Source organism: Bacillus cereus group sp. BfR-BA-01331 (genome assembly GCF_022663915.1).
GTDB lineage: Bacteria > Bacillota > Bacilli > Bacillales > Bacillaceae_G > Bacillus_A > Bacillus_A mycoides.
Genome location: NZ_JAKUGJ010000045.1, coordinates 1 through 14894, shown reverse-complemented (window position 1 = coordinate 14894; position 14894 = coordinate 1). Strand labels below are relative to the sequence as shown.

Genomic DNA, 14894 nt, shown 5'->3' with positions numbered 1-14894 from the left:
CAAACTCTCCAATAAAGTTAGTTTGTCTAGCATCTAAAAATAAAAATTGACGTTTCACGTTGTTTGTTTCGTTTAGTTTTCAAAGTTCAACGCCGCGTTTCAGCGACTTTTATAATTTAACATTTTGACTTGAATCTGTCAACAACTTTTTTCTTTCGTTCCTGACGACGCTTATTAATTTATCATATTACTAATCGGTAAGTCAACGCTTTTTTTAAAAATGCCAAAATAAATTTATCTTGGCATTATATATAGCTTAATAATCACTAATGCAGCAACACCTGGCACCCCTAATAAACTTGATACTGTAGCTGTGCCCATGTTAATTGGAATATGAAAATCGAAATATGTCCCTGCAACATTCACAATAAATAGTAACGCTATACCTAAAGTGACATGAAAGAGTGCTTTCCCTATAAAACGTATTGGTTTAGCAGAAACACCAAAAACAAGAAAAATAAAAACCAAAGCAAGAATGCCAACAATAATAATTGTAGAATTCATTTTTTCCTCCTTATGAATGACCTATACATATCCATTTGTATGGGACAAGACAAGAAAAAAGAACATCTATAACATAACTCCTACCACTTCGTCTTTATAACCTTTAATCAATAATATTTCTTCTAAGCACTAACAATTAGATACAACTAATTCCATTCTCACTTTTTCTTTCTCCTCTTTATATCCCAAAAATAAAGTAGCCCTGTTACTCACAAATAAATCGATAAAAAGCAAAAGGTCCCGCTTTAAAAAGCAGGACCTTTTACCATTGTTCCATTTTCACAGGACGACGTTTTGCTTCTTTTAACAAGAAAAAATATTTCGCCTCTGCTATTTTTAAAGAACAAAGTACATCTTGGGACGGCTCAACACTTTGTTCAACCAGTCTCTTCTGACGTAGCCATTCATTCTTTACCTTTTCTAATAATACAATTAACTTATCGTCATACTCTTTACGCAACTTACCCTTTTTTTGAAAAAACATTTTCCCTTCTCCTCTTATATCTCTCTACGGCCTTCTAAAGCTTTCGATAGTGTTACTTCATCTGCATATTCTAAATCTCCACCAACTGGCAGACCATGTGCAATACGAGTTACTTTAATTCCTGTTGGCTTTAAGAGGCGGGATATGTACATCGCTGTGGCTTCCCCTTCAATATTAGGGTTTGTTGCTAATATCACTTCTTGTACTGTTTCATCTTGCAGTCTCTTTAATAACTGCGGGATATTAATATCCTCTGGTCCAATTCCCTCCATTGGAGAAATGGCACCACGCAAAACATGATATACACCTTGGTATTCTTTCATTTTTTCCATCGCAATTACATCTTTCGGCTCTTGTACTACACAAACAACCGATTGATCCCTATGCGAATCGTCACAAATATAACAAGGATCGCGGTCAGTGATATGTCCGCACACAGAACAATACGCTAAATCTCGCTTTGCATTCACAAGTGCTTTCGCAAAACCTAGTACATCATCCTCTTTCATATCTAACACGAAGAATGCCAATCGAACCGCTGTTTTCGGTCCGATTCCTGGCAACTTCATAAAACTATCGATTAATTTTGATATCGGTTCTGGATAATGCATATATCAATATCCTCCTAGAACATTCCACCTGGTAAGTTCATGCCTTTTGTAAATTTGCCCATTGTAGAGTTTGAAAGTTCATCAACCTTTTTAAGTGCATCATTCGTTGCAGCTAATACTAAGTCTTGTAACATCTCGATATCTTCTGGATCTACAACTTCTTCTTTAATTTTCACTTCAAGAACTTGCTTATGACCATTTGCAATAACAGTAACCATTCCGCCGCCAGCTGTACCTTCAACTGTTTTTTCGCCAAGCTCTTCTTGCGCCTTCGCCATGTCTTTTTGCATCTTTTGCATTTGTTTCATCATATTATTCATATTTCCCATTCCGCCACGCATCATAATTAATTCCTCCTCATTATTATTACTCTTTTATTTCAATAAGTTCTTGCCCTACTAATTTTACAGCCTCTTCTATAAGAGGATCTTCTTTTTGTTCTGGGCTTTCTTCAGAATCCCCACCTTCGCGTTGTAAAAAGTCTTCACGAATTTTACCCCATTCACTTTTTGGGATAGCAATCATATTTAACCTTTTACTTAACAATTCAAAAAGAGTTTGTTCCAATGTATCCATCGCTTCTCGATTTTCACTAGCCATTTTGCAATGAATCTCATATTGAAATGCTAACACATAGGTATCATCCGAAGCCGCAACTGGTTCACTATTTTCTAATAAAACAGCAAATGCTACTTTGTTATGTGACTTGAGCCTTCCTAATAATTCGCCCCATACAGCTTTTAACTGTTCTAAATCTTGACGCTTCGCTTGCTTTAACACTTCATTCACACGTCCAACAGGAATTTTCATACTTCCTGTTCGTACCGGTTTTGGTGTTGCCCGCGTCTCTCTTACTTCCTGCTGCACACCAGCTGGCACGCCATTCTTTTTAACTTGCTCTAACTCTTTCTCCAGCTGCTGCATCCTATTCATAATCGCTTGTAAACGATCTGCGCCGTTTGCTTGCATCATAAATTGCTGACACAGTTGCACCATAACAACTTCCAAGAATATTCTTGGATGGTTTGTCCACTTCATCTCCTGTTGTCCCTTACTAAGGGTATGAATAATTTCATAGATTACTTCCGGTTGCATTTCTTCACTTAACGTACGGAATTGATCATCTACAATTACCCGTTCCAACATATGTTCTAATTGTGGTGAAGTTTGATATAAAAGCATATCACGATAGTAGTAAATGAAATCCTCCATAAAGCGAACTGGATCTTTCCCTTTACTCATCATCTCATCTATAATACGTAACGCTCTTGATACATCATTTTCACGTATACATTCTACCAGGTCACCCAAATATCGCTGAGATACAGATCCCGTTACAGCTAAAACATCTTCACTCGTCACCGTCTCATCACTATAAGAAATAGCTTGATCAATAAGACTGAGCGCATCACGCATACCACCTTCGGCGGCACGCGCTACGATTTGTAACGCTTCATCTTCTACTTGCGTACCTTCATTTGTCACGACCGTCGATAATCTCTCAACGATATCATTTACTGATATCTTTCGAAACTCAAAACGCTGACAACGCGAAATAATTGTAGCTGGAATTTTATGCGGTTCTGTTGTCGCCAGAATAAAAATAACATGTCCTGGCGGCTCTTCTAAAGTTTTCAAAAGCGCATTAAAGGCACCCATAGAAAGCATGTGAACTTCATCAATAATGTATACTTTATATCCTACAGCACTTGGAGCATATTTTACTTTATCTCTTATATCTCGAATTTCATCTACACCGTTATTTGAAGCCGCATCAATTTCTAATACATCTGAAATAGACCCTTGTGTAATTCCTAAACAAGAAGGACATTCATTACAAGGTTCAGCTACCGGGGCGTGTTCACAGTTAATTGCCTTTGCAAATACTTTTGCAATTGTCGTTTTCCCTGTTCCCCTCGGACCCGAAAACAAATAAGCATGTGAAGCTTTCTCTTGAAGAAGGGCATTTTGCAACGTTTTTGTCACGTGCTTTTGACCGACTACATCTTCGAATTTTTGCGGTCTCCATGTTCGGTATAACGCTTGGTATGACACGAAAATACGGCCTCCCTCAAAGATTATTATCTTATTTATTATAACCCATTCTGTTTATAGATTCCAAAAGTTATTTTCCATACAAAAAACTCACCTTTATATAAAGGTGAGTTTTGTATACATATATAACTGCCGTGCACCTTCTGTCGATTACGTACCATAAGCGTTACTCAAGCAGTTAGCTCGGTTCAGGCACTCCTGCGGCACACGAGAAAACCCGCTTATTGCTGCTTCCTTCCGGACCTGACAAGGTTCACGGGGTCCCGTTGCGCAGGACCCAAACGTCAACACCACTTACTTAAGGCAGACCTTACAGCAGCATAACCTCGAGAAGGGATTCAGCCTCGCTAGAGCGGATTGCGAGTATAGGGCACCGCTACCTCCCCGCTTAGCACGGCAAAGTTAAAACCAATATTCGGTTGCCTTGGATAAGGCATTATCAGTATAACTTGTTTTTTTACAAAATGCAAATACGTTAGTTACCATTACTTTTCTCTAGTTTTTTCACTTCTTTTCTTTTCTTACGAAGCTCCCTAAAAAAAATCGTTAACAACGTACCACATTCCTCTTCAAGTACACCAGCCACTACTTCACACTGATGATTAAAACGCTCATCAGTTAAAAGATTCATCAACGTACCTGCACATCCACCTTTCGGATCGCTCGCACCATATACAACCCGTTTTATACGCGATAAAACAATTCCCCCTGCACACATTGGGCAAGGTTCTAATGTTACATATAACGTTGCATCTTCTAAACGCCATGTCCCTAATTCTTTGCAAGCTTCATCAATAGCTAAGAGCTCGGCGTGAGCTATTGATCTCTGTTCAGTTTCTCTTAAGTTATGTGCGACACTAATCACTTCACCATCTAGCACAATTACAGCACCAATTGGTACCTCTTGTATCGCCTCCGCCTTCTTCGCTTCCTCTATTGCTAACTGCATAAAATATATATCTCGCTCCATAATATAGTCCTTTCACCAAAAATAAAATACACTTTTTCATTTCTTGCAGGTGGGATAACTTTTACAAATTCAATCCAACCTAAAGAAGAAAGAGAGGGAATTACATATGAAAAATACTGCCTTACTCATTATCGATATGATTAATGATTTTCAATTCTCCCACGGATCCATCCTGGCACAGAAATGTGAAATTATAAAGAACCCCATTTTACAATTAAAGGACACCATGAAATCATTGGGCTATCCAATAATTTATGTCAATGATCACTATCAACTTTGGAGATCTGATATTGATCAACTTATCACTCATTGTACAAATGAGTATAGTAAAAATATTATCGAGGCCATTGCTCCGCATACTGACGATTATATTTTTATTAAACCACATTACTCTGCTTTTTATGAAACACCTTTGAATTCTTTATTAGGTTATTTAAAAATCGAAAATCTCATTTTAACAGGAATTGCCGGGAACATATGCATCCTTTTTACAGCTAATGATGCCCATATGAGAAATTATACACTTTATGTACCACGGGATTGCATCGCTTCTAATAACGAGCAAGATAATGAACATGCTTTAAAAATAATGGAAGCCACATTAAAGGCAAATATTGTACCGTCATCCCAAATAAAATTTAATTAATACATATCTATTTTCTAACTTTTTATATCAAATTAGTCCGCTCGCTCTCCTCTTGTGCTACAATAATTCTGTTTTGTGTTTTTAGTAGTCACGGTAAATCACTGATTGAAAGGAGGAAACAGCGTGACCGGAGTACCATTTATCACGGTTGAAGGACCAATTGGTGTTGGAAAAACTTCACTTGCGAAGGAACTTTCAACTCACATGCAACTCCACTTACTAAAAGAGATTGTTGATGAAAATCCTTTTTTAGGAAAATTCTACGAAGACATCGACGAATGGAGTTTTCAAACAGAGATGTTCTTTCTTTGTAATAGATACAAACAACTAGAGGATATTAACATAAAGTATTTGAATCAAAGAAAGCCTGTAGTAGCAGATTATCATATATTTAAAAATTTAATTTTTGCATCCCGTACATTAAAAGATTCTCAATATGATAAATACATGCAAATTTATCGCATTCTTACGCAAGATATGCCTGTACCAAATGTCATCGTTTATTTAACAGCAAGCCTAGAAACATTACAAAAACGAATTGCCATGCGCGGAAGAGAATTCGAAAAAAATATGGATCCAAATTACTTGCTACAGCTTACAAAAGATTACGAAACAGCAATGGATGCTTTCAAAAAGGACCATCCAGATATTCCGGTATTAAAATTTAATGGAGACGATATGGATTTTGTAAGAAATCCTGATGATTTAAATGTCATCTTATCAGCTCTTCAAAATACTCTCTTGAAGGAGTCGAAATAACAATGAATTTAAGGCAAAAATATGATATACCAAATGATGCAGTTATCACTATTGCTGGAACAGTAGGTGTCGGTAAATCAACTATGACAACTGCATTGGCTAACGCTTTAGGTTATCGTACATCTTTTGAAAAAGTAGATTCCAACCCATATTTGGACAAGTTCTATGCTGATTTCACACGCTGGAGCTTTCACTTACAAGTTTACTTTTTAGCAGAACGATTTAAAGAACAAAAAAGAATTTTCGAATATGGTGGCGGTTTTGTTCAAGACCGTTCTATCTATGAGGACACTGGTATTTTCGCAAAAATGCATTACGAAAAGGGTACAATGACTGAAACTGATTATGAAACATACAAAGGTTTATTTGATGCTATGGTCATGACTCCTTACTTCCCTCACCCAGACTTATTAATTTACCTAGAAGGTTCTTTTGATGATATTGTCGATCGTATTCAAGAGCGAGGACGTCCCATGGAGCAGCAAACACCAATTGAATATTGGAAAGAGATGCATGGACGTTACGATAACTGGATTAATAACTTTAATTCATGCCCTGTTTTACGATTAAACATTAATGAATACGATATTTTAAAAGATGGCGATTCAATCGAACCAATCATTAAAAAAATTGGACATTTTTTAAAACAAACACGTAAACTTGTAAAATAAAAAACCCGTGCATATGCACGGGTTTTCCTATGAAATTACTTTTTCTTTTTTGTCGGAGCAATAATTTCACTCTCTGGCTTTCCAGCATTAATACGCTGACGAACAGTACTCGTACTAATATCATATGTTTCAGCAATCTCTTTAACAGTCAATTCTTTCCCATTAATTACTGCTGTTAGTAATTTCCCTGTACGTTTTGGAGTTACTTCTTTTTGCACAGCTGGTTTTTCAGCTTCTTTTGGTACCTCTACTTTTTTTGCAACCTGTTTTACATCACAAGTGCAACCACAAAGTTTACGGAATGTATCATCACTTATAATGCGCGACACATTTGCACCACTGTTTAAAATTCTATTGTTCTTACAGACAGGACATTGTACATAATATAAAGTTTTTCCATCTAAAGGAAATGTTTGTATAATAAGATCCATGTTAACTCCTTTCATATCTATGAAGATAATCATCGGAATATGAGTGTGTAATAAGGACACTATATCCTTACATCATACTTTATGATTGGTTTTAAAATAAAAACTCGTTACGTGTTGGTAACGAGTTCTCCAATCTCCACTTATATGCGCTGTTGTCAATTATATCTGGAGGAGGTAGAGGGATTCGAACCCCCGCGCGACTCTCGCCGCCTGTCGGTTTTCAAGACCGATCCCTTCAGCCAGACTTGGGTATACCTCCATATTGACATCAAATATAATATCAAAAGAAAAACAGTTAGTCAACCCTACTATAATAAATTATGAGGAAAGGAAAATTTTACTTCCCCTCTCCTTTATGACACTGCTGACAACGTCCATAATTACCAATCACTCATACCGATGAATGTTTTAACTTATTTAATAACTGTTTTTCCTCCCATATAAGGGCGAAGAACTTCTGGAATTATAATTGTACCATCTTCTTGTTGGTAGTTCTCTAAAATAGCTGCCACTGTACGTCCAATTGCAAGACCAGATCCATTTAGTGTATGAACATGTTCCGGTTTGCCATTTGGCTCACGACGGAAACGGATATTCGCGCGTCTCGCTTGGAATGCCTCAAAATTACTACAAGAAGAAATTTCACGATATGTACCATAGCTTGGAATCCATACTTCAATATCGTATTTCTTCGCTGCTGTAAATCCTAAATCTCCTGTACACATGCTCATAACGCGATATGGCAACTCTAATAATTGTAACACGCGCTCTGCATCATTTGTTAATTTTTCTAACTCTTCGTAAGAATCTTCTGGTTTCACGAACTTAACAAGTTCAACTTTATTAAATTGGTGTTGGCGAATTAAACCACGTGTATCACGACCAGCTGAACCTGCTTCAGAACGGAAGCATGAGCTAAACGCAGCATATCGTATCGGCAATTGCTCTTTACTCACAATCTCATCACGATGCATATTCGTTACAGGTACTTCAGCTGTTGGGATTAGGAAATAATCTTCACTTTCAATACGGAATGCATCTTCTTCAAACTTCGGAAGTTGTCCTGTTCCTGTCATACTTGCACGGTTTACCATATAAGGAGGCAATACTTCCTCATATCCATGCTCATCAGTATGAAGGTCAAGCATAAAGCTAATCAAAGCACGTTCTAACCTTGCACCAGCACCTTTGTAAAATACAAATCGGCTTCCTGTTACTTTCCCAGCACGTTCAAAATCTAGAATCCCTAAATCAGTAGCAAGATCCCAATGCGGTTTTGGCTCATAAGTAAATTCTTTCACTTCTCCCCAAGTACGTGCTACTACGTTATCATCCTCTGTTTCACCTATTGGAGCAGATTCATGAGGGATATTTGGGATAGATAGCATTAATCTTTCTAAATCTTCTTCAACTGTACGAAGCTCATTATCAAGATCTTTTACTTTTTCCCCAACTTCACGCATTTCTAGAATTAGAGCTTCCGCATCTTTCTTTTCACGCTTTAATACTGAAATTTGTTGAGATACTTCGTTACGTTTACTTTTTAGTTCTTCTGTTTGAACAAGTAGCTCTCTTCTTCTCGTATCAAGTTCTTCAAAGCGACCAAAATCCGTTAAATCTTCGCCTCTATGCTGTAATTTTGCCTTTACTTCTTCAAAATTCGTACGTAAAAATTTAATATCAAGCATTATATACTCCTCCTTTTATTTTATAAAACACAAAAAACTCCCGTCCCTATACAAAGGGACGGGAGTTAACCCGCGTTGCCACCCTAGTTGAAAGCATTACCGCTTTCCTCTCAAGTAGAAATAACGGCTCTTCACCGGGAATGTTTACTAATCAAAAGATATTCCACATTCCATTCCAGGATGGATTCACAAACTGTTTCTATCGATTTCCACCAACCATCGACTCTCTATAAGAAACAACATTTGTTACTACTTCCTATCAACACGCTTATTTTATAAAATTGTTATCATCAATTTACTATAATCTTATACAAGTTGCAAGTTACTTATACAACTTTTTTCAATTTCGCTTCTTTTACCATTTCTACAAAGTATGCTGTTACACGATGATCATCCGTTAATTCCGGATGGAAAGAAGCAGCTAAAAACGGCCCCTGCCTTACCGCTACCATTCGCTCGCCATGCATAGAAAGTACTTCAACATCATCAGCTACATTTACAACATACGGAGCACGGATAAATACACCAACAAAGTCTTCTCCCACACCTTTCATTGAAAGTGCAGCTTCAAAACTATCTTTTTGGCGTCCGAACGCATTGCGCTCAACCGTAATATCCATAGCACCAATATGTGCTTCTTCATAGCCAATAAGTGTTTTCGCAAGAAGAATCATTCCTGCACATGTACCAAACATTGGTTTACCAGACTTCGCAAATGTACGAAGAGGCTCCATGAAAGCATACTTATCAATAAGACGGCGCATTGTTGTACTTTCACCGCCTGGTAAAATAAGACCATCAATCTCTTCAAGTTGCTCTATACGCTTTACAACAACAGCTTCTGCACCACTTGCCTCAACTGATTTTACATGCTCACGAACTGCACCTTGAAGACCTAGTACACCGATTTTCACCATTTTAAAGATCTCCTTTAATTACCATCCACGCTCTTGCATGCGTTGTTCTGGTAATAACGTTGAAATTTCGATACCTTTCATTGCATTACCTAATCCTTTAGAAAGGCTTGCAATTAGTTCGTAATCTTCATAATGAGTCGTTGCTTCAACGATTGCACGTGCAAATTTCTCTGGGTTCTCTGATTTGAAGATACCAGATCCAACAAATACACCATCAGCACCAAGTTGCATCATTAACGCTGCATCTGCTGGTGTTGCTACACCACCTGCTGCAAAGTTTACAACTGGCAGGCGACCAAGGCGTTTAATTTCAAGTAGTACTTCATAAGGAGCACCAGTATTTTTTGCATATGTCATTAACTCATCTTCACGTAGACTTGCAACTTGACGGATTTCTGCATTGACTTGGCGCATATGACGCACTGCCTCTACAATGTTTCCTGTTCCAGGTTCACCTTTTGTACGAAGCATAGCTGCACCTTCTGCAATACGACGTGCAGCTTCTCCGATATCGCGGCAACCACATACAAACGGAACTGTGTAATCACGTTTATTTAAATGGTATACTTCATCAGCAGGAGTCAATACTTCACTCTCATCGATATAGTCTACCCCTAATGATTCTAATACACGTGCTTCTACAAGGTGACCGATACGACATTTTGCCATAACCGGAATTGATACAGCACCCATAACTTCTTCAACAATTGTTGGATCTGCCATACGAGAAACGCCACCTGCTGCACGAATATCTGCAGGTACACGCTCTAATGCCATAACAGCAACTGCGCCTGCCTCTTCTGCAATCCTTGCTTGCTCAGCGTTAACTACGTCCATAATAACGCCGCCTTTTTGCATTTCTGCCATTCCACGTTTTACACGTTCTGTCCCTGTTACATTTGTCATGTACAAAAACCCCCCTAGGTGAATTGCTTTCCCCGTTAAAGAAGAAAATTAAGAATACTCTTACATTCTACCATTAACTATCTGATGCTTGTCTACTACTTTTTCATAAAGTCGGTATGAAAAATAGGAATAAGAAAAAGCTCCTACAATGAGGAGCTTTTAAAACCAACCTTTTACTGTATCAATAGCACCATTCCACATACCACTAAAGAAAGAACCAATTCCGCGCATAGAACGTGTAAACCAGCCTGCCTCTTCTACTTCAGATTTTGTTACAAGGTCTACTTGTAATGATTTTCCTGATAAAAATCCAGGATCATTACTATCTTTAGACGTTACAACCATTTGTCCAAGTGCAACTCCCTTTTTCAGAGGTGCTTCTTGTCCCTTATTTCCTTCTTTAAATTCTGTTTTATAAACGTCTTTACTTCCCTTTGGCACCGGAAGTGAAACAGCTTGCTTCGTTTGAACTGCTACATCTTTATCTTTCGCATTTTCAACTCTTACTGTTTCTTTTCCTTTGACCGAAGAACCTTTTTCATACATTTTCTTCATTTCAAAGTTAGCAAAGCCATAATCATATAATTTCTTCGTCTCATCGAAACGCGCTGTATGAGAACTTGTTTTAATAACTACAGAAATAAAACGCATACCGTTTCGTTCAACCGTACCAGTGAAGCAGTCCCCTGCTTCTGGAGTTGATCCTGTTTTTAGACCATCTACTCCGTCATATTCTTTAACTAAACCCTTTAACATCCAGTTCCAGTTCGACATCCCAAATTTCTCTTTTTCTGGACGGAAAACTTTTTTCGGGATTTTTGCTGTATCTAACACTTTTGGATAATCTTTAATTAAATGTTGCGCTAAAGTTGCAACATCCTTCGCAGACATTTTATTTTCTTCATCCGGTGTTGTACCTTCAGGATGCATCCCTTTTAAATCTTTGTTCGTTAAACCCGTAGAATTAACAAATTTATAATTTTTCAATCCTAGTTCTTTCGCTTTATCATTCATCATTTTTACGAAATCTACTTCTTTACCTGCAATTGCTTCTGCTAATGCAATTGTTGCACCATTTGCAGAAAATATTGCCATTGCCTCGTATAACTCTTTTACTGTATACAGGCCACCATTTTCTAATGCAACATTTGATAATGAAGCATCTTGTGAAATCTTATATGCATATTCAGAAACCTTAATTTTTTGATCCCACTTAAGTTTTCCTTTATCCACTGCTTCATGAACTAAATATTCACTCATCATCTTTGTCATACTAGCAATTGATAATAATTCATCTGCATTCTTTTGATATACAATTTTTCCAGAATTCGCTTCAACTAAAATCGCTGCACCTGCTTCAATGTTTAAAGCAGCTGCTGTTTCTGCTGATGCATTGCTATATGGTGCAAACATGCTACAAGCTATTGTAAGCACTGTTACCAACGCAATGAATCTTTTGCAAAACATACCTTTCACTTTTGCTACCCCCAATATCTATGTACTCACATAACCGTTATTCTAACATAATCAAAAAAAAATAGACAGAGATATCAAATCTCTGTCTATTTGTATATAAGACATTACAATGAGTAGTTTGGAGCCTCTTTTGTAATCTGTACGTGATGAGGATGGCTTTCACGTAAACCAGCACCTGACATACGAATGAACTGTGCATTCTCACGTAAGAATTCTAAATTCTGCGCTCCGCAATATCCCATACCTGCACGTAATCCACCAACTAATTGATGAACTGTATCTGCTAAAGGTCCTTTATATGGTACGCGTCCTTCAATACCTTCAGGAACAAGTTTTTTGTTTCCTTCTTGGAAGTAACGATCTTTACTTCCTTTTTCCATCGCTCCAACAGAACCCATACCACGATATACTTTAAATTGGCGACCTTGGTAAATTTCAGTTTCTCCAGGGCTTTCAGCAACACCAGCAAACATACTACCTAGCATAACAACGTGTGCTCCTGCTGCTAAAGCTTTAACCATATCACCAGAGTACTTAACACCGCCATCAGCAATAACTGGAATACCGTGTTTACGAGCTTCTGTTGCACAATCATAAACTGCTGTTAATTGTGGTACACCAACACCAGCTACAACACGCGTTGTACAAATAGAACCTGGTCCAATACCAACTTTAACTACGTTTGCACCAGCCTCAATTAATGCTTTCGTTGCTTCAGCTGTAGCAACATTTCCAGCGATAATATTTAGTGCTGGATATTTCGCACGAACTTCTTTTACTTTTTCAATAACACCTTTAGAATGCCCATGAGCTGTATCAAGTACAATTGCATCTACGCTAGCTTTTACTAATGCATCGATACGAAGCATAGCATCAGCCGTTACACCAACAGCTGCTCCAACTAATAAGCGTCCTTGCTTATCTTTAGCAGAGTTTGGGAATTCAATTACTTTTTCAATATCTTTTATTGTAATAAGCCCTTGTAATACACCGTTATTATCAACAAGAGGGAGCTTTTCAATTTTATACTTTTGTAGGATTTTTTCAGCTTCTTCCAGTGTAGTACCAACTGGAGCTGTAATTAACTGTTCTTTTGTCATTACGTCAGAAATTTTGATTGAGTAGTCTTGGATGAAACGCATATCACGGTTTGTAATAATACCAACTAATTTTCGCTCATCTAAATTATTTACAACTGGTACACCTGAGATACGATATTTTCCCATAAGATGTTCTGCATCATATACTTGATGTTCTGGAGTTAAGAAGAAAGGATCTGAAATAACGCCGCTTTCAGAGCGCTTTACTTTATCAACTTGCTCTGCCTGTTGCTCAATAGACATATTCTTATGAATAATTCCTAAACCGCCTTGGCGAGCCATTGCAATAGCCATGTCAGCTTCTGTTACTGTATCCATTCCTGCACTAATTAACGGGATGTTTAACTGTAAGCTTTCAGATAAAACTGTTTTAACACTTACTTCTCTTGGTAATATATCTGACCTCGCTGGTACAAGTAATACATCATCAAAAGTCAAACCTTCTTTAACAAATTTAGATTCCCACATAATTGTTCCCCCCATGATACCAGAAATTATTATTAGTAGCTTATCAATTGGTTAAAATACTGTCAAGGACGTATATATATGTTAGAATTTTTAGACAATAAAAGGAGCGTAATATATGCATCATACACCTTGTGCTTGGCAGCAGTTAAGTTTCTTCTTTTCATCTCAAAACGTACAACATTATCTTGCCCGTTGTTATGAAAAATCCTCGATTCAGGATGCCGAAAAAAAAAGTTTTGAAAATTGTTATCCATTTATTTATTACTTAGAACACGGTAAAAATTATTATGAATTATATAAAACAGCGCCATTTTCCATTCAGCCAATGCTGTTATTTTATGGGATGGGGCAACTTTTTAAAGCCTGTTTATTAACTATTAATCCAAACTATCCAGAATCAACAACCGTTTTAGCACATGGAGTGACAACCCGTAAACGAAAAAAACAAGGATATCAATTTTTAGAAGATGAAGTGAAAATACAGAAAAATGGACTATTTACTCACGCGGCAGAACAACTGTTTCACATGAAACACTTAGAAACAGAAAAGTTTAATATGTTAGAGCTAATGGGGAAAATCCCTGAATTACAACATTTATTTCGCTATAGTCAAAAAGGAACAACATTATATAAAATTGATTCAACAAATAAAAATGAACTCTCTTTTTCAGTCAACATACTAGATCGACTACATATGACCAAAGAGAGATTTTCTCGTTACATCGAAACAGCTTGTAAGCATTTATCAATACAACACGTACCTGAGAAAAACAATGAATTAAATGTGTTTTTTTCAGCACCTATTCAATCATGGAATCCTATGTATAGCACACCTTTATACTATGAGCATCTTACTGACACTTATTATTTACCACTTACGACTGACCCTAGAAACTCTAAGCCAGTGTTGCCTGAGCTCCTTGTTCATTATTTATTGCTCTATAATTTAAGTATGATTTCTAGATATGAAACAGATTGGTGGTATGACTTACTTGGAAGCTATGGATCTGAAGATTATCCGTTTATTTATCAATTTCTCAATATTTCTGCTCAAAAAATCCCTTACTATATTTCAGCATTTTTACTAGCAGAACCGGGCCTATTTCATGGGAAATAAAAAAAACACGAGTCAAATGACTCGTGTTTTTAGCTTGCTTGGCGACGTCCTACTCTCACAGGGACAAGGTCCCAACTACCATCGGCGCTAG

General features: G+C 37.2%; 16 protein-coding genes, 1 tRNA gene, 1 other RNA gene and 1 other annotated feature. Of the genes, 4 read left to right on the top strand and 14 right to left on the bottom strand.

The genetic code is table 11. The annotated features are described in order from the left end of the window. Positions 1-234 precede the first annotated feature (234 nt). The 7 genes from MR155_RS29430 to tadA form a co-directional block, all read right to left on the bottom strand. Positions 235-504: a pro-sigmaK processing inhibitor BofA family protein gene (locus tag MR155_RS29430; protein ID WP_002063354.1), complete on the bottom strand. Its 270-nt coding sequence runs from the start codon at positions 502-504 to the stop codon at positions 235-237. A gap of 262 nt (positions 505-766) precedes the next feature. Continuing rightward, positions 767-988 (bottom strand): YaaL family protein, encoded by a 222-nt coding sequence (locus MR155_RS29425; RefSeq protein WP_002009631.1) that lies wholly within the window; start codon positions 986-988, stop codon positions 767-769. A gap of 14 nt (positions 989-1002) precedes the next feature. Beyond that, positions 1003-1599, bottom strand: a complete 597-nt coding sequence (gene recR, locus MR155_RS29420; RefSeq protein WP_002009629.1) for a recombination protein RecR — start codon at positions 1597-1599, stop codon at positions 1003-1005. A 14-nt stretch (positions 1600-1613) separates the two neighbouring features. After that, positions 1614-1940, bottom strand: coding sequence for a YbaB/EbfC family nucleoid-associated protein (locus tag MR155_RS29415; RefSeq protein ID WP_170935248.1), 327 nt, complete (start codon positions 1938-1940; stop codon positions 1614-1616). 25 nt (positions 1941-1965) lie between these two features. Then, positions 1966-3654 (bottom strand): DNA polymerase III subunit gamma/tau, encoded by a 1689-nt coding sequence (gene dnaX, locus MR155_RS29410; RefSeq protein ID WP_002029302.1) that lies wholly within the window; start codon positions 3652-3654, stop codon positions 1966-1968. Positions 3655-3786: 132 nt separating this feature from the next. Beyond that, positions 3787-4051: signal recognition particle sRNA large type (gene ffs / locus MR155_RS29405), an RNA gene on the bottom strand. 78 nt (positions 4052-4129) lie between these two features. After that, on the bottom strand, positions 4130-4624 hold the full coding sequence (gene tadA, locus MR155_RS29400) for a tRNA adenosine(34) deaminase TadA (RefSeq protein ID WP_242311884.1): 495 nt from the start codon (positions 4622-4624) through the stop codon (positions 4130-4132). Between the two features lie 106 nt (positions 4625-4730). Between tadA and MR155_RS29395 the strand changes: the two genes are divergently transcribed. From MR155_RS29395 to MR155_RS29385, 3 genes are all read left to right on the top strand, one after another. Continuing rightward, positions 4731-5270 carry a cysteine hydrolase family protein gene (locus tag MR155_RS29395; protein WP_219300703.1) on the top strand — a complete coding sequence of 180 codons (540 nt, stop codon included), beginning with the start codon at positions 4731-4733 and terminating at the stop codon, positions 5268-5270. A gap of 123 nt (positions 5271-5393) precedes the next feature. Continuing rightward, positions 5394-6029 (top strand): deoxynucleoside kinase, encoded by a 636-nt coding sequence (locus MR155_RS29390; protein WP_002009621.1) that lies wholly within the window; start codon positions 5394-5396, stop codon positions 6027-6029. Between the two features lie 2 nt (positions 6030-6031). Continuing rightward, positions 6032-6700 (top strand): deoxynucleoside kinase, encoded by a 669-nt coding sequence (locus tag MR155_RS29385; RefSeq protein ID WP_002009620.1) that lies wholly within the window; start codon positions 6032-6034, stop codon positions 6698-6700. A gap of 35 nt (positions 6701-6735) precedes the next feature. On the opposite strand, the gene MR155_RS29380 is transcribed toward MR155_RS29385, so the two are convergent. The 7 genes from MR155_RS29380 to guaB all read right to left on the bottom strand — a co-directional run bounded on the left by MR155_RS29380 (position 6736) and on the right by guaB (position 13686). Beyond that, complete coding sequence (locus MR155_RS29380; protein ID WP_002029297.1) at positions 6736-7131, bottom strand: sigma factor-like helix-turn-helix DNA-binding protein; 396 nt, start codon at positions 7129-7131, stop codon at positions 6736-6738. Positions 7132-7297: 166 nt separating this feature from the next. Next, positions 7298-7390: transfer RNA gene (locus MR155_RS29375), tRNA-Ser, on the bottom strand. A 154-nt stretch (positions 7391-7544) separates the two neighbouring features. Further along, positions 7545-8819, bottom strand: a complete 1275-nt coding sequence (gene serS / locus MR155_RS29370) for a serine--tRNA ligase (RefSeq protein WP_002009617.1) — start codon at positions 8817-8819, stop codon at positions 7545-7547. A 51-nt stretch (positions 8820-8870) separates the two neighbouring features. After that, positions 8871-9091, bottom strand: a binding site (T-box leader). A gap of 54 nt (positions 9092-9145) precedes the next feature. Then, positions 9146-9736: a pyridoxal 5'-phosphate synthase glutaminase subunit PdxT gene (gene pdxT / locus MR155_RS29365; RefSeq protein WP_242311883.1), complete on the bottom strand. Its 591-nt coding sequence runs from the start codon at positions 9734-9736 to the stop codon at positions 9146-9148. 18 nt (positions 9737-9754) lie between these two features. Next, positions 9755-10642: a pyridoxal 5'-phosphate synthase lyase subunit PdxS gene (gene pdxS / locus MR155_RS29360; protein WP_002009615.1), complete on the bottom strand. Its 888-nt coding sequence runs from the start codon at positions 10640-10642 to the stop codon at positions 9755-9757. A 159-nt stretch (positions 10643-10801) separates the two neighbouring features. Further along, complete coding sequence (locus MR155_RS29355) at positions 10802-12109, bottom strand: serine hydrolase (RefSeq protein ID WP_242311885.1); 1308 nt, start codon at positions 12107-12109, stop codon at positions 10802-10804. 113 nt (positions 12110-12222) lie between these two features. Next, positions 12223-13686 (bottom strand): IMP dehydrogenase, encoded by a 1464-nt coding sequence (guaB, locus tag MR155_RS29350; protein WP_002107266.1) that lies wholly within the window; start codon positions 13684-13686, stop codon positions 12223-12225. A gap of 115 nt (positions 13687-13801) precedes the next feature. Between guaB and MR155_RS29345 the strand changes: the two genes are divergently transcribed. Then, entirely contained in the window at positions 13802-14803 is a 1002-nt protein-coding gene (locus tag MR155_RS29345) for a YaaC family protein (protein ID WP_242311882.1), read from the top strand. Positions 14804-14894: the final 91 nt, after the last annotated feature.

Bases quoted from the DNA above. Each gene is read 5' to 3' on its own strand.
- MR155_RS29430 (WP_002063354.1), bottom strand. From the start codon at position 504: ATGAATTCTACAATTATTATTGTTGGCATTCTTGCTTTGGTTTTTATT.
- MR155_RS29425 (WP_002009631.1), bottom strand. From the start codon at position 988: ATGTTTTTTCAAAAAAAGGGTAAGTTGCGTAAAGAGTATGACGATAAG.
- recR (WP_002009629.1), bottom strand. From the start codon at position 1,599: ATGCATTATCCAGAACCGATATCAAAATTAATCGATAGTTTTATGAAG.
- MR155_RS29415 (WP_170935248.1), bottom strand. From the start codon at position 1,940: ATGCGTGGCGGAATGGGAAATATGAATAATATGATGAAACAAATGCAA.
- tadA (WP_242311884.1), bottom strand. From the start codon at position 4,624: ATGGAGCGAGATATATATTTTATGCAGTTAGCAATAGAGGAAGCGAAG.
- MR155_RS29395 (WP_219300703.1), top strand. From the start codon at position 4,731: ATGAAAAATACTGCCTTACTCATTATCGATATGATTAATGATTTTCAA.
- MR155_RS29385 (WP_002009620.1), top strand. From the start codon at position 6,032: ATGAATTTAAGGCAAAAATATGATATACCAAATGATGCAGTTATCACT.
- MR155_RS29380 (WP_002029297.1), bottom strand. From the start codon at position 7,131: ATGGATCTTATTATACAAACATTTCCTTTAGATGGAAAAACTTTATAT.
- serS (WP_002009617.1), bottom strand. From the start codon at position 8,819: ATGCTTGATATTAAATTTTTACGTACGAATTTTGAAGAAGTAAAGGCA.
- pdxT (WP_242311883.1), bottom strand. From the start codon at position 9,736: ATGGTGAAAATCGGTGTACTAGGTCTTCAAGGTGCAGTTCGTGAGCAT.
- pdxS (WP_002009615.1), bottom strand. From the start codon at position 10,642: ATGACAAATGTAACAGGGACAGAACGTGTAAAACGTGGAATGGCAGAA.
- MR155_RS29355 (WP_242311885.1), bottom strand. From the start codon at position 12,109: ATGTTTTGCAAAAGATTCATTGCGTTGGTAACAGTGCTTACAATAGCT.
- guaB (WP_002107266.1), bottom strand. From the start codon at position 13,686: ATGTGGGAATCTAAATTTGTTAAAGAAGGTTTGACTTTTGATGATGTA.
- MR155_RS29345 (WP_242311882.1), top strand. From the start codon at position 13,802: ATGCATCATACACCTTGTGCTTGGCAGCAGTTAAGTTTCTTCTTTTCA.